General features: G+C 62.9%; 15 protein-coding genes. 10 read left to right on the top strand and 5 right to left on the bottom strand.

The genetic code is table 11. The features are described 5' to 3' along the window. Positions 1-56: 56 nt before the first annotated feature. From Q5H89_RS10645 to Q5H89_RS10630, 4 genes are all read right to left on the bottom strand, one after another. Positions 57-623, bottom strand: a complete 567-nt coding sequence (locus Q5H89_RS10645; protein ID WP_305019291.1) for a hypothetical protein — start codon at positions 621-623, stop codon at positions 57-59. Between the two features lie 129 nt (positions 624-752). Next, entirely contained in the window at positions 753-1,553 is an 801-nt protein-coding gene (gene murQ / locus Q5H89_RS10640; protein ID WP_305019290.1) for an N-acetylmuramic acid 6-phosphate etherase, read from the bottom strand. Positions 1,554-1,583: 30 nt separating this feature from the next. Beyond that, positions 1,584-1,829 carry a cytochrome b5 domain-containing protein gene (locus Q5H89_RS10635; protein ID WP_305019289.1) on the bottom strand — a complete coding sequence of 82 codons (246 nt, stop codon included), beginning with the start codon at positions 1,827-1,829 and terminating at the stop codon, positions 1,584-1,586. 4 nt (positions 1,830-1,833) lie between these two features. After that, complete coding sequence (locus tag Q5H89_RS10630) at positions 1,834-3,018, bottom strand: formimidoylglutamase (protein ID WP_305019288.1); 1,185 nt, start codon at positions 3,016-3,018, stop codon at positions 1,834-1,836. Positions 3,019-3,172: 154 nt separating this feature from the next. Here Q5H89_RS10630 and Q5H89_RS10625 point away from each other — a divergent pair, with 154 nt between their 5' ends. The 4 genes from Q5H89_RS10625 (at position 3,173) to Q5H89_RS10610 (ending at position 9,389) form a co-directional block, all read left to right on the top strand. Further along, the gene (locus Q5H89_RS10625) at positions 3,173-4,936 is read left to right on the top strand and encodes an AMP-dependent synthetase/ligase (protein ID WP_305019287.1); all 1,764 of its coding nucleotides are present in this window, start codon (positions 3,173-3,175) and stop codon (positions 4,934-4,936) included. Between the two features lie 127 nt (positions 4,937-5,063). After that, complete coding sequence (locus Q5H89_RS10620; protein ID WP_305019286.1) at positions 5,064-5,540, top strand: MarR family winged helix-turn-helix transcriptional regulator; 477 nt, start codon at positions 5,064-5,066, stop codon at positions 5,538-5,540. 72 nt (positions 5,541-5,612) lie between these two features. Continuing rightward, positions 5,613-8,018 carry a 3-hydroxyacyl-CoA dehydrogenase/enoyl-CoA hydratase family protein gene (locus Q5H89_RS10615; RefSeq protein ID WP_305019285.1) on the top strand — a complete coding sequence of 802 codons (2,406 nt, stop codon included), beginning with the start codon at positions 5,613-5,615 and terminating at the stop codon, positions 8,016-8,018. A gap of 186 nt (positions 8,019-8,204) precedes the next feature. Beyond that, a complete protein-coding gene (locus Q5H89_RS10610) occupies positions 8,205-9,389 on the top strand; it encodes an acetyl-CoA C-acyltransferase (RefSeq protein ID WP_305019284.1) in 1,185 nt (394 codons plus the stop codon). Between the two features lie 130 nt (positions 9,390-9,519). Here Q5H89_RS10610 and Q5H89_RS10605 read toward each other — a convergent pair whose 3' ends face one another. Continuing rightward, positions 9,520-13,797 (bottom strand): hybrid sensor histidine kinase/response regulator transcription factor, encoded by a 4,278-nt coding sequence (locus tag Q5H89_RS10605; RefSeq protein WP_305019283.1) that lies wholly within the window; start codon positions 13,795-13,797, stop codon positions 9,520-9,522. 275 nt (positions 13,798-14,072) lie between these two features. On the opposite strand from Q5H89_RS10605, the gene Q5H89_RS10600 reads away from it, so the two are divergent. The 6 genes from Q5H89_RS10600 (at position 14,073) to Q5H89_RS10575 (ending at position 26,080) form a co-directional block, all read left to right on the top strand. Then, positions 14,073-15,989, top strand: coding sequence for a glycoside hydrolase family 35 protein (locus tag Q5H89_RS10600; protein ID WP_305019282.1), 1,917 nt, complete (start codon positions 14,073-14,075; stop codon positions 15,987-15,989). 284 nt (positions 15,990-16,273) lie between these two features. Beyond that, positions 16,274-19,393 (top strand): SusC/RagA family TonB-linked outer membrane protein, encoded by a 3,120-nt coding sequence (locus Q5H89_RS10595; protein ID WP_305019281.1) that lies wholly within the window; start codon positions 16,274-16,276, stop codon positions 19,391-19,393. 21 nt (positions 19,394-19,414) lie between these two features. Further along, a complete protein-coding gene (locus Q5H89_RS10590) occupies positions 19,415-20,956 on the top strand; it encodes a RagB/SusD family nutrient uptake outer membrane protein (RefSeq protein ID WP_305019280.1) in 1,542 nt (513 codons plus the stop codon). A gap of 97 nt (positions 20,957-21,053) precedes the next feature. Then, complete coding sequence (locus tag Q5H89_RS10585; RefSeq protein WP_305019279.1) at positions 21,054-22,616, top strand: glycoside hydrolase; 1,563 nt, start codon at positions 21,054-21,056, stop codon at positions 22,614-22,616. 35 nt (positions 22,617-22,651) lie between these two features. Next, positions 22,652-23,662: a glycoside hydrolase family 43 protein gene (locus Q5H89_RS10580; protein ID WP_305019278.1), complete on the top strand. Its 1,011-nt coding sequence runs from the start codon at positions 22,652-22,654 to the stop codon at positions 23,660-23,662. Between the two features lie 3 nt (positions 23,663-23,665). Continuing rightward, positions 23,666-26,080, top strand: a complete 2,415-nt coding sequence (locus Q5H89_RS10575) for a sugar-binding domain-containing protein (RefSeq protein WP_305019277.1) — start codon at positions 23,666-23,668, stop codon at positions 26,078-26,080. Positions 26,081-26,104 lie beyond the last annotated feature (24 nt).

Raw genomic sequence — 26,104 nt, 5'->3', positions numbered from 1 at the left:
TTACAAAAAAGCCCCGCCGGCAAGTATGCCGGCGGGGCTTTTTTGCATTGGCAGCCCTAGCCCAGGCGGCGTTGCAGCAGGCTACCTACCGTTTCGAACAGGCGCCGGGGCTCGTAGGTGCGCCAGGGCAGGTCGTCGAGTTCGCCGCCGAAGTTGATGTACTGGTCGAGGTTGTACTGGCTCATTTCGCGGCGCACGTGGTCCTGAAAGTTGACGCCCGCAATCCAGCCGTCTTCCACTTCCTCAAACCACTCCTCGTAGTAGCTGTCGTCGGAGCCGTGGAAATTGAACACGTTTTCGCCAATGAGGATAAAGCGCCTGATGCCTTCGTGCAGCAGCACGTCGAGGATATTGCGCTTCAGGTTCATGATGTCGTTTTCGATGGCATCGTTCCACTCGCCGATAAACTCCAGAATGGCGCCGCCTTCCTCGTAGTCGGCCCAGAGAATTTTAATAAACAGCGTATCCGATTCTATACTATCCCACTGAGGATGAATGTAGTAGCCATAAATAGTATTGGAATACGTATCCAGGCTATACTCGGCCCCGAAGAGCGGCGAGCGCGGGTCGTCGGCAGCCGAATACTGCTCAATCCAGTTGTAGTGGGGCTCGATGGTGTGCATAGCAACGGGGCTAGCTAGGGCCAGCCCGTTGCAAAAACGCGGCCTCGCCCGAATCGTTCGGGTGGGCGGCGCCGGTAACAGGTTGCGGACTGATTGTCAGGCGCAAATTCTGTGGGTTTCTGCGCGTCGCTACCGAGCCCAGGCCGCCAGCGCGGCCCGCACCGAGCCGTGCTGGCGCAGCAGGTCGGCGGCCTGGGGCTGGGCAATGCCCAGCTCGTCCATGAGCATCCGCTGGCCGCGCTCCACCAGCTTGTCGTTGCTGAGCTGCATGTCGACCATCTTATTGCCCTTCACGCGGCCCAGCCGGATGAACGTGGCGGTGGTGAGCATGTTGAGCACCAGCTTCTGGGCGGTGCCGGCCTTGAGGCGGGTGCTGCCGGTTACGAATTCCGGGCCGGTCACAACTTCCACCGGAAACTCGCAGGCCGCCGCCACGGCCGAGCCCGCGTTGCACACTACGCAGCCGGTGGCTAGCCCGGCGGCGCGCGCTGCCTGCAGGCCGCCAATCACGTAGGGCGTGCGGCCTGAGGCCGCGATGCCCACGAGCACGTCCTTCTCATTCGCGCCAAACTGCTGTAAATCAGCCCAGGCCTGGGTTGGGTTGTCTTCCGCGCCCTCCACCGCCTGGCGAATGGCGCCGTCGCCGCCGGCCATAATGCCTACCACCAGCCCCGCCGGCACGCCAAACGTAGGCGGACACTCCGAGGCATCAACTACCCCGAGCCGCCCGCTGGTGCCCGCCCCGATGTAAAACAGCCGCCCGCCCGCGCCCAGCCGCGCCACGGTGGCTTCGACTAGCCGCTCTAGTTGCGGCAAGGCCTGCTGCACGGCCAGCGGCACGGTCTGGTCGAGTTGGTTCATGCCGGCCAGCAGGGCGGCGGTGGGCAGCGTTTCGAGGTCGTTGAAAGAGGAAGGCGTTTCGGTAGTCACTGCGTTTCGGTTGGTTGTTTTGAGGGGCGGCTAGCTTTTTAAGGTGCCGATTATCTGAAATTTATCGAACACCGTGGCCAGGTGTGGCGCGTCTTCATCCAGCTCGCGCGTAAGGTCCTGGCCGGCCCAGTGCTCGTAGTGGTTGCCGCGCTGCCAGAGGCGCGAGCGCGTCACGTCGTAGATGTTGCCCTGGTAGGCCACCCAGATTTCGTCGCGGTCCTGGCCGTTGCGCAGGGCTAGCTGGCTTTTGGTGTAGGTTGTAAGCGCGTCGCTCATACCATTAGCTTAAAAGCGCCTGCGTCCGAATCCAGCGCTGGGGCAGGTCGCCCTGGGCCGCGTGCAGGTAATCCTGGTGGGTGCAGGGCACGATGCGCTTCACCGATTGGTCGGCCAGGCTCTCGACCTCCATCCACCATTTATCGGTGTCGGCGCGGCGCGATTTATAGAATACCAGCTCGCTGGGCGCGCTGCCGCCGTTGCCGGGCAGCACCAGCGTATAAGTGAGGAAGCGGTAGGTACCAAAACCCGTTTCGGGCCGCCGGTGGTAATAGCCCTCAATAAAGTACCAGAGCATGGTGGCCAGTGTAGCAGCGGCCAGCCCGTGCGGGTCGTGGTCGGGCCGGTAGCCGTATAAGCCCACCGAGGTAAGCTGCTCATTATGACCCGCGTACCAGCACAGCTGGGCGGCATCCTCGTTGCTGAGGCCGAAGGGGCTAGCCGGGTAATAGCCGGGCGCATCCTGCCAGCGAATGGCGGCAATGTCAATGCTCAGAAAGTTGGCCTGGCGCAGCACCGGCTCTGCCAGGCGGCGGTCGGTGCGCAGCTCGCCCACGCTCATTATCTCAAAGTGCAGCTTCTCGAAGGCCGTCAGCACATCGGGCGGCGTGAGGTACTGCTGGTGCGCGAGGTGCGCGCAGCTGAACACGAAGTTGGGCGTGTGCATCAGCAGGCGGCGCAGGTGGCTGTCTTCGGGCGCGGCAAAGTAGCCGGGCATCGCCATGTCGGGCCGCGAGTCGATGACGGCAAAATTGATGGCCGGCACGGCTTCGTGCTGGGGCTCGTAGGCCAGAAACTGGCCGTAGTCGAGGTCGTGGCCGCCCCCTAGCAGCAGCGGTATCGTATTGGCTTCCAGCAGGGCAGCCACTATTTCGCGCAGGCGCTGATAGGTGTCTTCCAGGCTGAGGCCGGGGCGCAGGTTGCCGAGGTCGACGAGGCGCAGCGGGCCGTTGCCGCGCTGCAACTGGTAGAAGCGCTCGCGCACGCGGTTGGCGCCGTGCTGCCCGGCCGGCGGGGCGCCGGCCACGGTGCCGCGCCACTCGTCAAGGCCTATCAGGGCCAGGTCGGCCGTGCGCCAGTCCGGAAAGTCTTCGGCAAAGCGCGCCACGTAGGCCGCCACGGTGGTAGGCGCGGCGGTGGGGGCAGTCAGCTCGTCGGGCAGCGGGTCGAAAAAGAGGGCCAGGTTCATTAAAGCAAGCGCGGCGGGGCGCGGCCAAATTTACGCCCGGCCCGGGGCAGATTGGGTTTTTGGCAGCGCGCTGGGCCGTCGCCCGCACAATTTCGCTAAAAATCCTGTTTCTTTAGTGCCTTATTCCCACGCCGACCGCACCCCGCCTCGCCTTATGGACGTCCGCCGCTCCTTCGATATCCTAGCTCACCAACTCGAAAAATACCCGCAACCCGATTCGCTGGCGGCTAAAATTAATGGGCAGTATCAGCCGTTCAGCAGCCAAGAGGTGCAGGACCAGGCCAATTTAGTGAGCCTGGGCTTGCTCAAGCTAGGGCTCAAAAAAGACGATAAAGTCGCCATTATCAGCATGAACCGGCCCGAATGGCTGCTGGCCGATTTCGGGATTGCCCAAATCGGGGCCACCAGCGTGCCCATGTACCCGAGCATCACGGTGGAGGACTACAAGTACATTTTTACCGATGCCGGCGTGCGGGCCGTATTTGTGGCCGACAAGCACCTGTTTGACAAGGTGAAGGAGGCCACGGCGGGCCTCGATATTCCGGCCGAAAATGTGTTTACGTTCGATAAAGTAGAAGGCGCGCGGCACTTTGGCGAATTGCTGGAGCTAGGCCGCCAGGGCAACCCCGCCGACCTGGAGCCGCTGAAAGCCGCCGTGCAGCCCGACGACCTGCTCACGCTCATTTACACCAGCGGCACCACCGGCGCGCCCAAGGGCGTGATGCTCAGCCACGATAATATCCTGAGCAACTGCCGCAACTCGGCGCGCTACGTGCCAGTGGGCCAAGATGATAAAGCTCTCAGCTTCTTGCCGTTGTGCCATATTTTTGAGCGTATGGTAACGTACTTATACATGATTCACGGCGTGAGCATCTATTACGCCGAGAGCATGGAAACCATTGCCGACAACCTGCGCGAGGTGCACCCAAGCATCTTCACCACCGTGCCGCGCCTGCTGGAGAAAGTGTATGATAAAATCGTGGCCAAGGGCCACGAGCAAACCGGCATCAAGCACAAGCTTTTCTTCTGGGCCCTGGATTTGGGTCTGAAATACGACACCCAGCAAGACCAGGGCTTTATCTACAATACCGAACTGGCGCTGGCTAACAAGCTTATTTTCAATAAGTGGCGCGAGGCGCTGGGTGGCAACCTGCGCTGCATTGTGAGCGGCGGCGGCGCCTTGCAGCCCCGGCTAGCCCGCGTATTCTGGGCCGCCGGCATCCGGGTGATGGAAGGCTACGGCCTCACCGAAACTTCGCCCGTGATTGCGGTGAACGGCTACGAGCGCGAGAACAACATGATTGGCGCCGTGGGCCCGCTCATCGATAACATGGAGGTGAAAATTGCCGCCGACGGCGAGATTCTCACCAAATCGGCGTCCGTGATGAAGGGCTACTACAACAAGCCCGAGCTTACAGCCGAGGCCATTGACAAGGATGGCTGGTTTCATACCGGCGACATCGGCGAGTTTGTAAATGGGCGTTTTCTCAAGATTACCGACCGCAAGAAGGAGATGTTCAAGACGAGTGGCGGCAAGTACATTGCCCCGCAAGTCATTGAAAATAAGATGAAAGAAGACCCCCTCATCGAGCAGATGATGGTGGTGGGCGCCGACCAGAAGTTTCCGGGCGCGCTCATCGTGCCGGCGTTTGACGAGCTAAAGCAGTGGGCTAGCAAAAACGGCGTCGCGGCCAAGTCGAACGCTGACCTCGTGAAGGACGAAAAGGTAGTTAAGCTCTACCACGACTTGGTAGTGAAGTACAACCAGGGTTTTGCCCAGTGGGAGCAGGTGAAAAAATCGGTGCTGCTGCCCGAGCACTGGACCGTAGAAACCGGCGAAATGACACCTACCATGAAGGTGAAACGCAAGGTGATAACCGAAAATAACAAGGACCTGATTGAGGGGCTGTATAAGTGAGGTAGGGTAAGCTTTCGCTTGCCGCACGCCAGCCGGCGCGGCAAGCGAAAGCTTACCCTACACTTTGCCGAACTAGTATGCAAGCCTAACAAATTTCTTCGTATGTTTACCGCACTTTCACTGCGATATGAAACCCGAAGAAACCGTCGATTACAACATAAAAGTGGCCTGGCACGCGATTTCGCGCATGTACAACACGCAGGCGGCTCGGTATGATATTACCACGAGCATCGGCTTCGTGCTGCTCAATATTGACCAGGAGCTAGGTACGCCGGCCACCAAAATTGCCCCCCTGCTAGGCCTCGAAACGCGCTCGCTCACGCGCATTCTGCGCAGCATGGAGGAAAAGGGTCTGATTTACAAGCAGGCCGATACGCAGGATAAGCGCTCGGTACGCATCTTTTTGACTGAGTTGGGACTTGAAAAGAAGGAGGTTTCGCGCCAGACGGTACGGCACTTCAACCTGAAAGTGCGCGAGAAAATCCCGCAGAATCAGCTCGATACCTTCTTTAAGGTGGCTAGCCAGATTACGAGCATGATTGAGGGCAAAACGCTCTTTGACGACTTTGAGCTGAAGCCGCTGCGCAAGGAAGCGTCGGCGTAAGCTGGCAGCCTTTAGTGCTGACTATTAGATTATTCCCACCCAACGCGAACTATAAAGTTCGCGCTACTTTATATGAAACGCATAATCAAGAAAGTTGCCGTGCTGGGCTCGGGCGTGATGGGTTCGCGCATTGCCTGCCACTTTGCCAACATCGGTGTGCCGGTGCTGCTGCTCGACATCGCGCCCAAGGAATTGACGGCTGATGAGGAGAAAAAAGGCCTGAAACTGGACGCGCCCGCCGTGCGCAACCGCATCGTGAACAGCGCCTTGCAGGCGGCCGTTGCGGCCAACCCCTCGCCGCTTTATCGCAAAAGCGAGGCTAGCCGCATCAAGACCGGCAACTTCGATGATAACCTCAAGGAAATTGCGAACTGCGACTGGGTGATTGAGGTTGTGGTGGAGCGACTCGACATTAAAAAGAGCCTTTACGAGCGCGTAGAGCAGTTTCGCAAGAAAGGGACACTGATTACGAGCAACACCTCGGGCATCCCGATTCACCTGCTGGCCGAGGGCCGCTCGGAGGATTTCAAGCAGCACTTCGCGGGCACGCACTTCTTCAACCCGCCGCGCTATTTGAAGCTGCTGGAGATTATTCCGACACCGGAAACCAAGCCGGAAGTGGTTGATTTCCTGCTGCACTACGGCGACCTGTATCTGGGTAAAACGGTGGTGCTAGCCAAGGATACGCCGGGCTTCATTGCCAACCGCGTGGGCGTATTCGCCCTGCTCGACGCGATGCAGACCATGCAGAAGCTGGGCCTGACGGTGGAGGAAACCGACAAGCTGACCGGCCCGGTTATCGGCCACGCCAAGTCGGCCACGCTGCGCACGTCGGATGTGGTGGGTTTGGACACGACCATCAACGTGGCGAATGGGCTAGCCCAGGGTTTGCCGGATGATGAGGCCAAAGACGTGTTTGTGCTGCCCGATTTCGTGAAGAAAATGGGCGAGAACAAGTGGCTGGGCGACAAAACTGGCCAGGGCTTCTACAAGAAAGTGAAGGGCGAGGGCGGCAAGTCGGAAATCCACGCGCTGGACCTCAACACGCTGGAATACAAGCCTAGCCAGAAGGTAAAGTTTGCCACGCTGGAGCTGACCAAGAGCATCGACAAGCTGGCCGACCGCTTCAAAGTGCTGGTGGGCGGCAAGGACAAGGCGGGCGAGTTTTACCGCCTGAGCTTCGGTAGCTTGTTTGCCTACGTGAGCAACCGCATTCCCGAAATTGCGGACCAGCTCTACAAGATTGATGACGCGCTGCGCGCCGGCTTCGGATGGGAACTAGGGCCGTTTGAAACCTGGGACGCGCTGGGCGTGCAGGCCGGCATCGACTTGGCCAAGGCCGCTGGGCGCACCGTGGCGCCGTGGGTAGAGGAGATGCTAGCCGCGGGCAACCCGACCTTTTATAAGGTGGAGAATGGCGTGCGCAAGTTTTACGACAAGGAAAGCAAGCAGTACCAGCCGGTTTCGGGCGTCGAGAATTTCATTATTCTCGACAACCTGCGGGCTAGCGGCAAGGTGCTGTGGAAGAACGCCGGGGCGTCGGTTATTGACTTGGGCGACGGCATTTTGAACGTGGAGTTCCACTCCAAGATGAACTCGCTGGGCACTGATGTTATCCAAGGCTTGCTGAAGGGCGTGGAGATGGCCGAAGCCGGCTACCGCGGCCTCGTGGTGGGCAACGACGCGCCGAATTTTTCGGCCGGCGCCAACCTCGGGCTCGTGTACATGCAAGCCTTGGAGCAGGAGTTTGACGAGCTGAATATGATGATTCAGCAGTTTCAGCAGGCCATGATGCGGATGCGCTACAGCAGCATTCCGGTGGTGGGCACGCCGCACGGCCTCACGCTAGGGGGCGGCTGCGAGTTGAATTTGCACTGCGACCGCGTGGTGGCCTCGGCCGAGTCGTACATCGGCCTCGTCGAGTTTGGCGTGGGCTTGATACCCGGCGGCGGCGGCACCAAGGAAATGACCCTGCGCACGGCAGCCAAGTACGAGGAAGGTGAGCCGGAATTCAACCTGCTGCGCAACACGTACATGACCATCAGCACGGCCAAGGTTTCTACCTCGGCGGCCGAGGCATTCGACCTGGGCTTCCTGCGCCGGGGCGACGAGATTGTGGTGAATTCCAACCGCGTGATTGCCCAGGCCAAAGCCGCAGCTATCGAGCTGGCCGACGCGGGTTACTCGCAGCCTAGCCAGAAAACCAACATCAAGGTGCACGGCAAGGGCGCGCTGGCCATGTTCAAAACCGGCGTGTACGCCATGAAAGAGGGCAAGTACATTTCAGCGCATGACCAGAAAATCGCCGACAAGCTCGCCTACGTGATGTGCGGCGGCGACCTCTCCTCCCCCACCGAGGTGAGCGAGCAGTACCTGCTGGACCTGGAGCGCGAGGCGTTCCTGAGTCTTTGCGGCGAGCGCAAGACGCTGGAGCGCATTCAGTCGATTCTGACCACTGGCAAACCGCTGCGTAATTAACGTCGGACCTCACCCCCTAGCCCCCTCTCCAAAAGAGAGGGGGGACTAGTTTCTAATCCTAGAAGCTAGCTTCTTTTCTTTTAAATAGAGTTTTTAATTTACTAAAAACTAGTCAACTAGCCTAGGAACTAGTTCCCCTTCTCTTTTGGAGAGGGGGCTAGGGGGTGAGGTTGGCGCCAGCATATTATGGCTAATACCGCATATATCGTGGCCGGCTTTCGCACGGCCGTTGGCAAAGCGCCCCGCGGCGTCTTCCGTTTTACCCGTCCCGACGACCTGGCGGCCGAGGTTATCAAGCACCTCGTGAAGTCGGTGCCCGCCCTGGACCCTAGCCGCGTCGATGACGTGATAGTGGGCAACGCCGTGCCCGAGGCCGAGCAAGGCTTGCAAATGGGCCGCCTCATTTCGCTGCTGGCCCTGCCCATTAATGTGCCAGGGTTGATTGTGAACCGCTACTGCGGCTCGGGCGTGGAAACTATCGCCATGGCGGTGGGCAAAATCACGGCCGGCATGGCCGAGTGCATCATCGCGGGTGGCACCGAGAGCATGAGCATGGTGCCCACCGTAGGCTGGAAAACCGTGCCCAACTACAAGCTGGCCACCGAGCACCCCGACTACTACATGGGCATGGGCCTCACGGCCGAAGCCGTAGCTAACGACTACAAAATCAGCCGCCAGGACCAGGACGAATTTTCCTACAACTCGCACCAGAAGGCCATCAAGGCCATCGCCGAAGGCAAATTCAAGAAGAGCATCGTGCCGATTACGGTGGAGGAAACTTACCTCGACCAGGCCACCGGCAAGAAGAAAAACCGCTCGTACGTAGTCGACACCGACGAAGGCCCGCGCGCCGACACCTCGGTAGAAGCGCTGGCCCGCCTGCGCCCCGTGTTTTCGGCCACCGGCACCGTCACGGCCGGCAACTCGTCGCAAACCTCCGACGGCGCGGCCTTTGTGCTCGTGATGAGCGAGCGCATGGTGAAGGAGCTGAACCTGGAGCCCATTGCCCGCATGGTCACCTACGCTACCGAGGGCGTCGACCCGCGCATCATGGGCATGGGCCCGATTGCCGCCGTGCCGAAGGCCCTGCGCCAAGCCGGCATGAAGCTCGACGACCTCGACCTGATTGAGCTGAACGAAGCCTTCGCCTCGCAGTCGCTGGCCGTGGTGCGCGAGCTAGGCATTAATACTGAGAAGCTCAACGTGAACGGCGGCGCCATTGCGCTAGGCCACCCGCTGGGCTGCTCGGGCGCCAAGCTCTCCATTCAGCTCTTTGATGAGCTGCGCGACCGCGGCCAGAAGTACGGCCTGGTAACCGCCTGCGTAGGTGGCGGCCAGGGCGTGGCGGGCATCTACGAGCTGCTAAAGTAGGTTCTACCTTATTCGTTTCGGCCGTCATGCTGACGAAGGAAGCATCTTATCAGGCTTGCGCCACTGTTGCGTTACCCTGGCAAGATGCTTCCTTCGTCAGCATGACGGACGTTTTTTGTTTAGAGGAAGACTACTCATCCAGTAAGTTCAGCAGCTTGTGCTCGGCCTCGGGGCGGTGCTGCCTGGCGTATTCAGACGGGGCCATGCCGTAGATTTTCTGGAACGTCTTGCGGAAGTATTTCACGTTTTCCACGCCAACCTGGAAGGCAACTTCGGTGATGCGCAGCTGGCTGTGAGTGAGCAGCTGGGCGGCGCGCTTCATGCGCACGTCGCGGATGAATTCGACGGTGGTTTGGCCGGTAATCTGCTTGATGCGGCGGTAAAGCACCGACTGGCTCAGGCAGAGGTCGCTAGCCAGCACCTGCACCCCAAAGGCCGGGTCGTCGAGGTGCCGCTCCACAGCGCGCATGGCCTGCTCCAGGAAAGTGCGGTCGGCGTCGGCGATGACGATTTCGGTGGGTTCGAGCAGCAGCTGGCGCTGGTAGTATTCGCGCAGCTTGCCGCGGTTGCGCAGCAGGGCGGCGGCTTTGGCTTGCAGCACCTGCGGGTTGAAGGGCTTGCTCACGTAGTCGTCGGCGCCGAGGCCGAGGCCCTCTACCTCGTGCAGGGCGGCGGTGCGGGCCGTGAGCAGCAGCACCGGCACGTGGGCCGTTTTGGGGTGCTGCTTGAGCTTGCGGCACAGCTCCAGGCCGTCGCTACGCGGCATCATCACATCGGAGATGATGAGGTCGGGCAGCTGGGCCAGGGCTTTTTCCCAGCCTTCGAGGCCATCGGCGGCGGCGGTCACCTCAAAGTCGGCGGCGAATAGCTGCTGCAGGTACTGGCTCACCTCGTCGTTGTCTTCGACTACGAGCAGGCGCGGCAGGCTAGCCAGGGTCAGCGGGTCGTTGGTGAGGGCTAGTGCGGTGGGGTCGAGGTCGGGCGTGGTTTCGGCCAGGGTAGGCTGGTCGGTTTCGGGCAGCAGGTCGCCGGGCTGCAAATGGGCCTGGCCGAAGGGCAGCCGCAGCCGGAACGTGCTGCCCGCCTCCACTACGCTCTCTACCAGAATGGTGCCGCCGTGGCGCTCGGCAAACTGCCGCACCAGCGACAGCCCGATGCCGGTGCCCGTCATGCGCAGCGTATCGGTGTGCGAGGCCTGGTAATAGGGGTCGAAGATGTGCGCCAGCTCGGCGGGCTGAATACCCACGCCCGTATCTACTACGCTTATTTCCAGAAAATTGCCCGCTAGCTGGCCGTTCTGAAATACGGCCTCGCCGCCCGGGCTGCCCACCACCGTGGCCGCCAGGGTAATCTGGCCGCCCTCGGGCGTGTACTTGAAGGCATTGGCCAGCAGGTTGGTGAGAATAATTTCGAGCTTGCTGCGGTCGAAATACAGCAGCACCGGCTCGGCGGGCACGTCGAGGGTGTAGGTGAGGCGGCGCTCCTCGGCCTTTTGCCTGAATACCTCGAACAGCTCGGCCACGAACTGCACGGCGTTGCCGGCGCTGGCACGCAGCGGCACGTGGCCGGTTTCGACCTTGCGGAAATCGAGCAGCTGATTCACCAAATCGAGCAGCTTGCGGGTTTGCTTGTGCATAAGCAGCACCTTGTCGCGCAGGCCGCTCACGGGGCCGTGCGCGCCGATTATCTCCTCCATCGGCCCCAGAATGAGGGTGAGCGGCGTGCGCAGCTCGTGGCTCACATTGGTAAAGAAGCCGAGCTTGAGGTTGGTCAGCTCCTTCTCCTTTTCGGTCTGGAACTGCTCCAGAGTCAGCTTATTACGTAGTTCCTGCTGGGCCATTTCGAAGCGTCGGTACAGGGCCACCGCGCCCACCAGGGCCGCGGCGTAGAGCAGGTAGGCCCACCAGGTTTTGTACCAGGGGGCTAGCACCACAAAGCCCATCGTGGCGGGCGTTTTGGCCCACACGCCCTCGCCGTTGTCGGCTTTCACTTGTAGGGTGTAGCGGCCGGGCGGCAGGTTGGTGAAGCTGGCGGTGCGCTGGCCGGGGCCAGGGTAAATCCACGCGGGGTTGTAGCCCAGCAGGCGGTAGGCGTAGTGGTCTTTCTGCGGATTGGTATAGTTAAGGGCCACGAAATCAACCGAAAAGTCGTTTTCTGAGGGCTTAATCGTAATGGTCTGGGGCTGCGAGAGCGGCCCGGCCAGCACTACCCGGCCATTGAACGGCCGGCCCACGGCCACCGGCTGGTTGGCGAGGCGTAGCCCCGTGAGCTGCACCACCGGCGGGTACGGATTGACTTGAATAGCCGCCGGCTGGAAGTACGTAATGCCATTAACACCCCCAAAGTACAGCGTGCCATCGGCCCCCCTAGCCGCCGACCCAATCTTGAACGAGTTGCTTTGCAAGCCGTCGGCCACGTCGTAGCGCAGGTAGCGGCGGGTGGCGGGCGTGAAGCGGTAGAGGCCCGTGCCGCCCACCCAGATGTTGCCCGCATCGTCGGGCAGCAGGCTTTCCACGTCGGTTTCGGGCAGCTCCTGGCCGAAGGACCGCACCGTATCATGGCCCCGGGCATCGGTAGTGAGCTGGTGCAGCCCGCCGCCGATGGTGCCAAACCAAAGGGCGCCCTGCTCGCCCAGCAGCAGCGGCCATACATAGTTGACGCGCAGGCTGTTGGGCCGGCCGGGCGCGTACTTGAACTGGGCCAGCAGCTGCAGCGAGTCGGCGGTGGGGCGCAGCTTAAGCAGGCCCGCATCGCGGGTGCTGGCCCACAGCACCTGGCGCGGCGCATCGTAGAGCAAGTAGGTAAACTGGTCGCTGGGCAAGTGGGCCGTGGCCCTGGTGTAGTGGCCTAGCAGGCGCTGGCCATCGGCACTGAGGCGCAGCAGGCCCTTCGAAAATGTGGCAATCCACAGCGTGCCCTGGCCATCCTGGGCCAGGTGCTCCAGGCTGGTGCTGGTGAGGTCGAAGCCGCCGGGCAATTGGCGGTAAGTCGTGAATTTTTCGCGCCCGCCCGGCCGCCGCAGGGCTAGCAGGCCGTGGTCGCGGGTGCCAAACCACAGCGTGCCATCGGTAGCCCGGAAGATGGTGGCCGCATCGATGCCGCGCACGGTATCGGCGGGCTGGCTGAAATAGGTGCGGTAGCTGTGGCGGGCCAGGTCGTAGGCCGACACGCCATTGCGGGTGCCAAACCACAGCGTATTGGTGGCCTCTTCCTTGTAAATGGCGTTGACGTAGTTGTTGGCATTGTTGAGCGCCGCCTGCCCCGTGAGCTGGTGGCGCAGGCGCCCGAAGGCCCGCTGGCGCAGGTCTACCTTGTTGAGCCCGCCCGACGAGGCCCCTAGCCACATCACTTGGTGGCCATCCTCGAAAAGCTGGTGCACCCGCTCCGAGTTGATGCTGTGCGGCTGGCCATCGCGGGGCAAAAACCGGGTGGGCGTGGGTTGCAGCGGCGGCGCGGTGGCCGTCACGGCCCCGGCCTCCCACACGTACAAGCCCTGGAGCGTACCCGCCCACAGCCGGCCAAACGAGTCGAGCCGCAGCGCCTGAATGCGCGAGTAGCGGTGCGGCAGCGCGTGGGGCACCAGTGCCTGCCGGGTGCGGCGGCTAGCGGCGGCTATCCAAAACAGCGTGCGCTCGGCACCCACCCACAGGTCGCCCCGGCGGTCGAGGTGCAGCGCACTCACGCGGCTGCCCGCCAGCACCGTAGGCAGCACCGGCCAACCGGGCGCGTTGGCACGCAGCACCAGCAAACCGCTTTCCAGCGAGCCTATCCAGAGGTTGCCTTCCGCATCGTAGGCCAGGCCCGAAATACGGGCTAGCGACGGCCGGCCCGGGGCCGTGGCGGGCAGCTGGCGCAGGCTTGCCAACTGCCCGCTGGCCGCAAAGCTCAGCACAAACAGGCCCGCCTGGGCGGTGCCTACCCACAGGCGGCGCTGGCCATCGGCCACTAGGGCGGTTACGTCGCTCTCGGCCAGCTGCCGGGCGGCCGCCTGGCTGGCGGCGGGCAGGGCCAGGCTAGCGAGGCGGGTAAAGGCGTCGTGGGCCGCGTCGTAAAAACTCAGGCCCGAGCGCTCGGCGCCCACCCACAGGCGCTGGTCGGGGGCTAGCAGCAGGGCCGTAATGCGGTTGCTCGACAAACCATTGCGCGGGTTCACGGGCAGCAGGTATTGCTTGAGCGCGTAGCCGTCGTAGCGGTTCAGGCCCCGGTTGGTGCCAATCCAGATAAAGCCGGCGTGGTCCTGGGCCACGGCCATGGCATCGCTGTGCGAGAGGCCCTCATCGACGGAGATATGCTCGAACCGAAACTCGCTGGGCGCGGCATCCTGCGCCCACGCGGCCGGGGCTAGCAGGGCCGCCCACAGCAGCGCCATCCAGCGCCACGCCCCCCAAAAACCTGCTGTTTGCTGCACGTAAAAAAAGCCCTAAGGGCCGCCCGCAGTGGCGGCATCCGTTTGCGAAAGCGAAGGTAAAAACCAGCCGGGTAGCACGGCGCCATCCTGCCCGGCAAGTAGGCTAGCGAGGATTTGAGGGTGCTTTTTGCCGAAAAAGCACCCCCTGGCCCGGATGCCCTCTTTCTACTTTTGCCTTGCAAAACAAGCAGTTGCCTACTGCTCTCCGGCGCCGTGGCCGCCCGCCCGGCAGCGGGCACCAGCCCGGCCCGGCCTTTCCCACCCCTCCCCTGCTCATGCCCAAAATCCGCTACTCTCAGCGCCTCGCGCTCGTGCTGGCTGCCGCCGTCCTCGTGGGTGGCCTGGCTGGCTTCACTGCCTCCCAGCCACCGGCCAAGGCCAAGCCAGCGCCTCGCCACACTGCCACGCCCCCGCACACTTTCGCGCTGGGCCCCAATCAGTTTTTGCTCGATGGCAAGCCGCTGCAAATGATATCGGGCGAGCTGCACTACCCCCGCATTCCGCGCGAGGCCTGGCGCAGCCGCCTCAAGCTGGCCAAGGCCATGGGCCTGAATACCATCGGCACCTACGTGTTCTGGAACGTGCACGAGCCCCAGCCGGGCCAGTACGACTTCACAGGGAATAACGACGTGGCGGCCTTCGTGAAGATGGCCCAGGAGGAAGGCCTGTGGGTGATTTTACGCCCTAGCCCCTATGTGTGCGCCGAGTGGGAATTTGGCGGCTACCCCTACTGGCTCCAGAACGTGCCCGGCCTGAAGGTGCGCAGCCAGGAGCCCCAGTACATTGCGGCCTACACCCGCTATCTGCAAGCCGTGGGCCGGCAGCTGGCCCCACTGCAAGTCAACCACGGCGGACCGGTGCTCATGGTGCAGGTCGAGAACGAATACGGCTCGTATGGGGCTGATAAACAGTACCTCGCCCAGAACAAGCAGCTGTTCATCAACGCCGGCTTCGATGGCCTGCTCTATACCTGCGACCCGGTGCGCGACGTGGCCGCCGGCCACCTCAATGGCCTGCTGCCCGCCGTGAATGGCACCGACAAGCCCAGCCAGATTCGCCAGCTCGTGAACGCCAACCACGGCGGCCAGGGGCCCTACTACGTGGCCGAGTGGTACCCGGCCTGGTTCGACTGGTGGGGCGCCCCGCACCACACCGTGCCCGCCGCCCGCTACACGCCGGGCCTCGACTCGGTGCTGCGCGCCGGCATGAGCATCAACATGTACATGTTTCACGGCGGCACCACCCGGGGCTTCATGAACGGAGCCAATTTCAAAGGCGATACCTCGCACTACGAGCCCCAGGTGAGCAGCTACGACTACGACGCCCCGCTTGACGAGGCCGGCAACCCCACCGCCAAGTTTCGCGCCTTCCGCGAGGTTATTGCCAGGTACCGGCCCGCCGGCGCCCCGGCCCTGCCGCCAGTGCCTGCCGCCAAGCCCAGCGTGGCCCTGCCCACTTTGCAGCTCACGCAAAGCGCCAGCCTGCTGGCCCAGCTGCCCAAGCCCGTGGCCAGCCAGCGGCCGCTGACCTTCGAAAACCTCAAGCAGGCCTACGGCTTCGTGCTTTACCGCACCACCGTGGCCGGCGGAGCCAGCAAAACACTGAAGCTAACCGACCTGCGCGACTACGCCGTGGTGCTGGTGAATGGCCAGCGCGTGGGCACCCTCGACCGGCGCGAGCGCCAGGACAGCCTGCTCGTGAAGCTGCCCGCCGGCCCGGTGCAGCTCGATATTTTGGTGGAAAACCTCGGGCGCGTCAACTTCGGCGAGTACCTGTTGCAGAATAATAAGGGTATTACCAAGCGCGTAACGTTGGGCGGCAAGGAGCTGACTGGCTGGCAGCAGTTTGGCTTGCCCTTCGACCAGGCCCCGGCCGTGGCTAGCCCCGGCACCAGGGCCCTGGCGGCCAGCAGCGGCCCGGCCCTGCGCACGGCCACCTTCGCGGTGGCCAGCCCCACCGATACCTACCTCGACCTGCGCCAGTGGGGCAAGGGCGCGGCGTGGGTAAACGGCCACAACTTGGGCCGCTACTGGGCCATCGGCCCGCAGCAAACGCTGTACGTGCCGGCCGAGTGGCTCCGGAAAGGCCAGAACACCATCACCGTGCTGGAGCTGCTCAAACCCCAGCAAAGCACGCTTTCCTTTCTCGACCATCCCATCCTGAGCGAGTTGCGCCCCAGCGGCGCGCTCTAGCCCGGGCGCCGGCCGGCCGTATTACGCAACTTGTTGTCAATTAATTTACTATCGACTAACAACTCGCTGACCCAGCCGCTCGAATTAGTCATTATCGACAGGTTTTAATCCCTTTTTAGCCCGAAAAGGGGTCCCTCCCGGCTACCCGCGGCCAGTACTTTTACACCACTTCCGAATAGCCCTGCGGCGGCTATTTGAGGCTAGCCCCCGGTGGCCGGCTCCTTGTACTGATTTCACTTTCCCCACCCAGGCAGGCTTCGGCCTGCCGCCTACTTTCCTTGCTTATGCAAGCTAAATCTATCCTCCTTTGTGGGGCCTTGCTGCCGTTGGCGGTGGCGGCGGCTCCTGCTACCACCGGTGCTGGCCACACGGCCAAGCCCGCTCCGGCCCGGCGCTCGGCCGTGGCCGACACGCCCATTACGGGTACCGTGCTCGATGAGAAGGGCGTGGGCCTGCCCGGTGTCACCATCGTGCTGAAGGGCACCTCCATTGGGGCCACAACCGACGGCGAGGGCCGCTTTGCGCTGCGCATTCCGAGCGGCACGGCGGGCGCCACGCTCGTTATCTCCTCGGTGGGCTACAACCGCCAGGAGGTGGCCGTGGGCCAGCAAACGACCCTGACTGTGAACCTGACCGTGGCCGCGCAGGCCCTCGATGAGGCCGTGGTAATCGGCTACGGCTCGCAGGAAAAGCGCACCGTAACCAACGCCGTAACCACGGTGCAGGGCTCGGAGCTGGCCAAGCTGACGGTGAGCGACGTGGGCTCGGCCCTGCAGGGCAAGGCAGCGGGCGTCACGGTTATCGGCGCGGGCTCGGAGCCGGGCACTACGCCCCAGATTCTTATTCGCGGCATCTCGACCATCAACGGCAACAGCCCGCTCTACGTGGTGGATGGCCTGCCGGTGAACGACATCAACTACCTCAACCCCAAAGATATCGCCACCCTTACGGTGCTGAAAGATGCGGCTTCGGCGGCCATCTATGGCTCGCGGGCGGCCAATGGCGTGGTACTCATCACGACCAAGGCCGGCACCGTGAGCGCGCCCGTAATTACGCTCGATGCTACGTATGGCGTGTCGAACCCCACGCGGGTGCCCAGCATGGCCTCGGCCAGCGAGTATGCCCGCATCATGAACCTGGCGGCTACCAACTCGGGCCGCCCGGCCGTGTACGCCGACCCTAGCTCCTTCACCCAAACCACCAACTGGTGGGACCAGATAAAGCAGCGCGGCATTACGCAGAACTACGCGCTAGGCCTCTCGGGCGGCTCCGATAAGGTGCTGTACTCTACCGGCCTGAGCTACTTCAAGGAGCGCGGCCTGGTGCGCGGCTCCGACTTCGACCGCCTGGTGCTGCGCGTGAAAAGCCAGTACCAGGCCGCCAAGCACCTCAAGGTGGGCCAGGACCTGAACCTGTCGATGACCAACCAGAACTACCTCAACAGCGGGAGTTTGTTCCGGGATGCGTTCAACGATGACCCCATTACCTCGCCCCGCGTGAACAACAACACGGGCAACCCCTACGACAACTACGGGGCCTCGCCTACCGATATCGGCAACCCCCTAGCCTTTGTGGAGCGCAACGACGACAAGCGCAACCAATACTTTTTGGTGGGCACGGTGTACGCCAACTACGAGTTTATTCCGGGCCTGATTGCGGAAACGCGCTTCGGCACGAACACCAATTTTTACGAGCGCAACGCCTTCTCGCCGTTCTACACCATCGACGCCAACGAGCGCAACCAGGTGAACACGGTAACGACCGAGCACAACATCAACCTGTACTGGAACAACACCAACACGCTGACGTACAACAAATCAATCGGCGACCACAACTTTACGGCGCTGGCGGCGGCCACGTTCGAGAAGTTCAGCAACCGGCCGCTGTCGGGCTCGGGGCAGTCCATCCCCAGCAACGACCCTAGCCTGCGCTACCCCGATGCCGCCACGGCGGCCTTCAACGCCACCGGCCGCACGTATGAGAACACGATTGCCTCGCTCATCGGGCGCGTAACCTACGACTACAAGGGCCGCTACCTGCTGTCGGCCAGCGTGCGCCGCGACGGCGCCTCGGTGTTCCCGACCAACAACCGCTACGGCACCTTCCCATCGCTGTCGGTGGGCTGGCTCATCACGGACGAGAATTTCATGAAGTCGTTTGAGGCCCTGAACTTCCTGAAGCTGCGCGCCAGCTGGGGCCGCGTGGGCAACCAGAACATCAGCAGCCTCACCAACGCCGCCTACACCGGCACGTTCTCGAAAACCTACTACGTGACCGGCGACGACCGCGCGGCGCAAGTAGCCGTTATCCAGAGTAATGTGCCGAACCCCAACGTGAAGTGGGAAACCGTGGAAGACTACGACCTGGGCCTGGACTTCGGCTTTTTCCAGAATAAGCTGACGGCCACCTTCGACGTGTTTCGGCGCAACACCACCGACATGCTCATGTTCCAGGCCATTCCGGCGCACGCCGGCTACGGCTACAACAGCCCGGTAACCAACATCGGCAGCATGAAAACCAACGGCCTCGACTTCACGGTGGGCTACGCCGAAACCAAAGGCAGCTTCACCTACGGCCTGAGCGTGAACGCCACCCGGGCCATCAGCCGCATTGGCACCCTAGCCAACGGCCAGGCGCTGTACTCGGGCAATACGCCCATCTTCGGCCGGCCTTCCAAAACGGAAGAAGGCGGCTACGTGGGCGCCTTTTATGGCTACCAGACGGCGGGCATCTTCCAGACCCAGAGTGATATCGACGCGTACAAATCGGCTAGCGGCGCGCTCATTCAGCCCAACGCCGTACCCGGCGATTTTAAGTTTGCTGACCTCAATAATGACGGCGTGATTGACGCTAAGGACCAGCAGTACATTGGCAACCCCACGCCGGCCATGACCTTCGGCGTGAACCTGAACCTGGGCTACCGCGGCTTCGACCTGCAAGCCTCGCTGGTGGGCAGCCTCGGCAACGACGTGGTGAACGCCAACAAAGGCTGGTGGTACTCGGGCAGCTACAACTACAACAAGATAGCCGGCCTCGAAGACCTGGCCTGGCACGGCCCCGGCACTTCCAACACGGTGCCCCGCATCACGGCCAACGACAACAACCAGAACCTGACGCGCTTCTCCAACTTCTACGTCGAAGACGGCTCGTACGCCCGGGTGCGCAACCTGCAAGTGGGCTACACCTTCCGCAAGGAGCTGGCCAGCGCCCTGCACATGGCTAGCCTGCGCCTCTACGTGAGCGGCCAGAACCTGTTCACCTTCACCAAATACAGCGGCGTAGACCCCGAAATCGGCTACGGCCGCTCGTACACCGACGCTTCTTCGGCCCTGAACCGGGGCGTGGACCTGGGCAACTACCCCACCATGCGCACCTACCTGGTGGGCGCCAACATTGCCTTCTAATCCTTCCCACCCGCTCGTATCATGAAGACCTTTCCCCGCATTTTTACCCTGGCGCTGGGCCTGAGCTTGAGCCTGGGCGTGCAGTCGTGCAAAACTTTCCTCGACGTATCGCCCCAGGGCCAGCAAACTACCGATAACTACTACACCACCGCCGACGAGTGCAAGGCGGCCGTAATGGGCTGCTATGCCCTAGCCGACCAGGACGGCTGGTGGAAAATAGACCGCACCCGCATGTTTGGCGACGCCGGTTCGGACGACGCCTGGAAGGGCAATTCCATTGCCGGCGACCAGCGCGAGTTTGGTGATTTCGCCCGCTTTTTCTGGCTGCCCAATAATGAGTGGTTCGACAACCGCTACACCCACATTTACCAATCTATCGGCAACTGCAACGCCGCGCTGGTGGGCATCGACAAGGCGCCCATCGACGCCACGGTAAAGCAGCAGCTGCTGGGCGAGGTGAAATTCATTAGGGCCTACAACTACTTCGAGCTGGTGAAGGGCTTTGGCGGCGTGCCGCTGGTGCTCACCCCGGTGTCGCCGAGCGAGTCGCTGACCATCAAGCGCGCCTCGGCAGCCGATTGCTACGCTCAGATTATCAAGGATTTTCAGGATGCCGCCGCCGTGCTGCCCGAGAAGAACGCCCGCGCCAGCACCGATAAAGGCCGCGCCACCAAAGGCGCCGCCAACGCCTACCTGGCTAAAGCTTACCTCTTTACCGAGCAGTGGAGCCTGGCCCAGCAGGCCGCCGAAACGGTTATCAACTCGGGCCAGTACAGCCTGGGCGACTTCAACAACGTGTGGAGCGTGAACAACCCCAACGGCGTCGAGTCGGTTTTTGAGCTTAACTACAACGCCGACCAGACCTTCGGCCTCGGCACCGCCCTCACGGTGGTAATGCGCAGCCGCGCCGATGGCGGCTGGGGCTTCAACACCCCTAGCAGCAACCTGGAGCAGGCCTTCGGCAACGACCCACGCCGCCAGTGGACCATTATCAAGCAGGGCGACAACGTGGGGCCCAAAACGGCGAGCTTCGATTACTCGAACTACGATACCAAGCCTTCGGAAAACGAGTCGGGCCGCATCAGCCGCAAGATGTTTTTGCAGCTAGCCGACCGCCCGGCCAACGAGCTTGACCACTCGCCGCTCAACCGCATCGAGCTGCGCTACGCCGACCTGCTGCTCATGCACGCCGAGGCCTCCAACAAGCTCGGCCAGGATGCCAAAGCGCTGACTTCGCTCAACCTGGTGCGCGCCCGCGCCAACCGCCTGAGCCCTGGCACCGTGCTGCCCCGCACCTCGGCCGGCGCGCAGCTGCTGAGCGACATCTGGCTGGAGCGCCGCCTGGAGCTGGCCATGGAAGGCCACCGCTACTACGACCTCGTGCGCCAGAAGCGCCTGGTAGAAGTCATGAAGGCCTTCAACGCTGCGCAGCTTACCAGCACCGACCCCTACGACAAGGGCAAGGTGAAGGACCAGATTTCGGCGACCAATAACCTGTTTCCGATTCCGACGCCCCAGATTCAGCTTTCGGGCGGCACCGTTACCCAAAACCCTGGCTACTAATTCCGGAGCATCCTATCCGTAGCCTTTTGCTGACAAGCCCCGCCTGTTTGCCTGCCCGCAGGTAGCCGGGCGGGGCTTTTTAAGTACCGCTTTGCTTATGAAACAGTTAATACAGGTCGCCAGTGGCTGGGTGCTGGGCGCGACGCTGCTGGCGGCTAGCCCGGCCCGCAGCCAGTCGGCACCCGCGCCGGCCGTGGTTACGGTGCGCATCGACGCCACCAAAACCTACCAGACCATCGCCAACTTTGCCGCCTCCGATGCCTGGGCGGGCCAGTTTGTGGGCCGCTGGCCGGCAGCTAAAAAGGAGGCCATCGCTGACCTGCTCTTCAGCACCAAGGCTGGGCCCGGCGGCCAGCCCCAGGGCATTGGCCTCTCGCTGTGGCGCGTGAACCTGGGCGCGGGCAGCGCCGAGCAGGGCGAGGCCAGCGGCATCAGGGACGAGTGGCGCCGCGCTGAGTCGTTCCTGACGCCCGCCGGCACCTACGACTGGAACCGCCTGGCCGGCCAGCGCTGGCTGATGGAGGCGGCCCGCCAGCGCGGCGTGACGCAGTTTCTGGCTTTTCTCAATAGCCCGCCGGTGTCGCTCACGCGCAACGGCCAGGCCTACGCCACCGCCAAGCAGCCCAACCTGACTCCGGACAAGTACGTGGCCCTGGCCGACTACTGCGCCCGCATCGTCGAAGGCGTGCGCCAGAAAACCGGCATCACCTTCGCCTACCTCAGCCCCGTGAACGAGCCGCAGTGGGACTGGAGCGACGGCGGCCAGGAAGGCACACCCTTTCAGAATGAGGACATTGCGGGCATCAGCAAAGCACTGAGCGCCAGCTTACTAAAAGCCAAGCTACCCACCCAGATTTTGCTCACCGAAGCCGGCAAGCTCGACTACCTGTATAGCGCCGCCGACAAGCCCGGCCAAGGCGACCAAATAGCCGCCTTCTTCGGCGATAAAGCCGCGCCGACTTATGTTGGCGACCTGCCCCGCGTGGCGCCCATTATTGCGGGGCACAGCTATTTCACCACCTCGCCTCAGGCGCAGGCCGTGGCCACGCGCCAGCAGCTAGCTGCCAAAGTGGCTAGCGTGCCTAGGCTTAGCTTCTGGCAATCAGAATATTGCATACTGGGCGATAATGCGGGCGAAATAAACGGCGGTCCGCGCGACCTGGGCATGGCCCCGGCCCTGTACCTGGCCCGCGTCATCCATACCGACCTGGCCGTGGCCAACGCTGCCGCCTGGCAGTGGTGGCTGGCCATCTCGCCCTACGACTACAAAGACGGCCTGGTGTACATCGACAAAAACAAGACCGATGGCAACTTCTACCCCAGCAAAATGCTGTGGGCGCTCGGCAACTACAGCCGCTTTGTGCGCCCCGGCGCGGTGCGCGTAGCCGCGCAGCTCGATGGCGCACCGGCTAGCCCCGGCGCGCCGCTGGTGTCGGCCTACCGCAGCGCCAACGGCCGGCAGCTCATCACGGTGGTGGTGAACGATGCCGACGCGCCCGCCGACCTGCGCCTGGCGCTGGCCGGCCGCCGGCTGGGGGCTAGCCAGCCCTTCACCACCGCCGCCACGGCCGACTTGCAGCCCGGCCCGGCGGTGCCGGCCGGCGCGGTGCTGCACGTGGCGCCGCGCTCCATCACCACGCTGGTGAGCGAGCTGCGCTAGCCCTCCTTTTCCACTCCCATTTTCCTTTCCCACCTATGCGCTTCACGCACCGCTTTTTGTTGATTTTGGCGGGCGGCCTGCTGCTGGGCAGCCAGCCCACGCTGGCCCAGCAAAGGCCCCTGCCCCCTGGCCGTAAGAATGTGCCGCTCGATTCTATTCGGCTGAGCGACCCGTTTATTCTGGCCGACCAACGCACGCACACCTACTATATGACGGGCACCGGCGGGCTGCTCTGGCAGAGCAAAGACCTGAAGCGCTGGGATGGCCCCACCCAGGTAGCCCAGCCCGACCCCGCCTCCTGGATGGGCCCGGCGCCCCAGATTTGGGCCGCCGAAATTCACCCGTACAAGGGCAAATACTATTATTTCGCCACCTTCACCAACAGCGCCCGCAAGCTTGACGCCGACAAAGGCGGCACGCTGGAGCGCCGGGCCGTGCACGTACTTGTGAGCGACCAGCCCGCCGGCCCCTACCGGCCCATGCGCGACGAAACGTACCTGCCAGCCACTAAATCGACGCTCGACGGTACTTTCTGGATTGAGAACAGCCAGCCTTACCTGCTCTACTGCCACGAGTGGGTACAAAACCAGAATGGCACGGTAGAGAAAATCGCCCTCAGGCCCGACCTGAGCGGCACCACCGGCCCTAGCCAGATTCTGTTTCGGGCCAGCGACTCGCCCTGGAGCCGCGAAAACCCGCGCACCGGCCCCGCTCGCCCCAACAAGGTAACCGATGGTCCCTGGGTTTTTCGCACCAAAACCGGGAAGCTCGGGATGCTCTGGACCAGCTGGATTTACGACGTGTACACGCAGGGCGTGGCCTACTCGACCAGCGGCACCCTAGCCGGCCCCTGGACGCAGGAGCCCACGCCCATCACGCCGCCCAACTATGGCCACGGCATGCTATTCCGCACCTTCGAAGGCAAAGACCTGCTGGTGCTGCACAGCCACCAGGATATTAAAGGCGACTACCACCGCGTGCCGCACTTATTCTCGGTCGACTTGGCGGGCGATAAGCTAGTGCTGGGCAAACCCTATCAGCCGTAAGCCATGATTATAAGCACTTTATTACGCAAGTACCTGGCTTTGCTCAGCCTTTGCTGGCTAGCTACCTGCTTGCCCGCCCAGGCCCAGCGCCAGCAGCTTTTATTTAACAACGACTGGAAATTTCACCTTGGTGATGCGCCCGGCAGCGAGCGCCCCACCGCCGATGACAAAGCCTGGCGCGCCGTGACCCTGCCGCATGATTGGAGCATCGAGGGGCCGTTCAGCGAGCAGTGGGCCAGCGCCACGGCCTACCTGCCGGGCGGCCTGGGCTGGTACCGCAAGTCGTTTGCCCTGCCCGCCGGCTACCGCGGCAAGAAGGTATTCGTATACTTCGACGGGGTGTATAAAAACAGCGAAGTGTGGCTGAATGGCCACTTCCTGGGCAAGCGGCCCAGCGGCTTCGCCTCCTTTCAGTACGAGCTAACGCCTTATCTGGCAACCACTGGCCCCAATGTACTAGCCGTGAAAGTAGACCACCGCGAGGTGGCCGACTCGCGCTGGTACACCGGCTCGGGCATTTACCGCAACGTGTATTTGCTGGCCACCGCGCCGGTGCACATCCGGCAGTGGGGCGTGGGCTTTACCACGCCGCAGGTGTCGAAAAGCGCCGCCACGGGCAAAGTCAGCGTGGCCCTGACCAACGCCGGCGCCACGGCGGCGGCCGTTACGGTCACGAGCACGCTGCTTAATGCGCGGGGCCAGGCCGTGGCCACGGCCAAGCAAGTAGTGAATGTGAAGGCCAAGGCCGACGGCACCGCTAGCCTCACGCTGCCCATCAGGAACCCCGCCCTGTGGTCAGCCGACCAGCCTACCCTATACCGGCTGCGGGTGAGCCTGGCCGTGCAAGGCAAGCCCACCGATGAAGTGACCGAGGAAGTGGGCGTGCGCACCATCCGCTTCGATGCCAACCAGGGCTTTTTCCTGAACGAGCAGCCCACTAAGCTGCGGGGCGTGTGCCTGCACGACGACGCGGGCGCGCTCGGCGTGGCCGTGCCACCCGAGGTGTGGGAGCGCCGGCTTAAAACGCTAAAAGCGGCGGGCTGCAACGCCATCCGCATGAGCCACAACCCGCACGCCGACTATTTCTACCGCCTCTGCGACCGGCTAGGCTTCCTGGTAATGGATGAGGCCTTCGATGAGTGGGAGCGCGGCAAAAACAAGTGGGTGGCCGGCTGGAACGTGGGCACCCCTAGCCAGCACGGCTCGCACGAGTACTTCAAGGAATGGGGCGACCGCGACCTGCGCGACATGGTGCTGCGCAACCGCAACCGCCCCAGCATCATCATGTGGAGCATTGGGAATGAGATAGATTACCCCAACGACCCCTACACCCACGAGGTGCTCAATACCGGCCGCAACCCCCAGATTTATGGCAAAGGCTACCTACCCGACCACCCGCCCGCCAGCGAGATGGGCCCGCTAGCCCGCCGCCTGGTGGCCGTGGCCAAGCAGGCCGACAGCACGCGCCCCATCACGGCTGCCCTGGCCGGCGTGGTGATGTCGAACTTCACCGACTACCCCGCCGCCCTCGACCTCGTGGGCTACAACTACCAGGAGTTTCGCTACCCCGAAGACCACAAGCAGTACCCCCAGCGCATCATCTACGGCAGCGAAAACGGCATGGCCCCCAGTGCCTGGGCCGCCGTGGATAGCAACGCCTACGTATCGGCCCAGTACCTATGGACGGGCATCGACTACCTCGGCGAAGCCGGCAAGTGGCCGCAACGCGCCAACGGCGCCGGCCTGCTCGATATGGCCGGCTTCCCCAAGCCTGAGTTTTACTTCCGCCAAAGCCTATGGACGAGCGCGCCCATGCTCTACCTCACTACTGCAGAGGCCCCTGGCAAGCCCGGCACCCGCCAGCCGCCCCTCGCCCCTACCTGGAACTGGCCCGCCGCCAGCCAGGTGCACGTGGTAGCCCTCACCAACAACGAAGCCACCGAGCTTTTCCTCAACGGCCAGTCGCTGGGCAAAAAAACCGGCCGCCTGCCCGCCTGGGACGTGCCCTACGCCACCGGCGAGCTACGCGCCAAAGGCTACCGCAACAATCAGGCAGTGAGTGAAACGCTTCTGCGCACCACCGGTGCGCCCAGCACCCTCCAACTCAAGCCCGACCGCACTACCCTAGCCGCCAAAACGCAAGGCCTCGCCCAAATTGAAGTGCAGGTAGTGGACCAAGCCGGCAACTTGGTAACGGATGCTACCAACGAAGTAACCGTGACCCTCACCGGTCCGGCCCGCCTGCTGGGCATCGAGAGCGGCGACCTCGCCAGCCACGAACCGGTTGCCGCGCCGCGGCACAAGGCCTACCAGGGCCGGTTGCTGCTCTACGTGCAGGCCACCGGGCCGGGGCCCATTCGGGTGGCGCTGGCCGCGCCGGGGCTAGCCAGCCAGACTGCCGAGCTGCGCGCCGAGTAGCCTAGTAAACTACTTTCGAACACG

This window comes from Hymenobacter cheonanensis, from assembly GCF_030581075.1.
GTDB lineage: Bacteria > Bacteroidota > Bacteroidia > Cytophagales > Hymenobacteraceae > Hymenobacter.
This window is presented reverse-complemented; position numbering and strand designations above follow the sequence as displayed.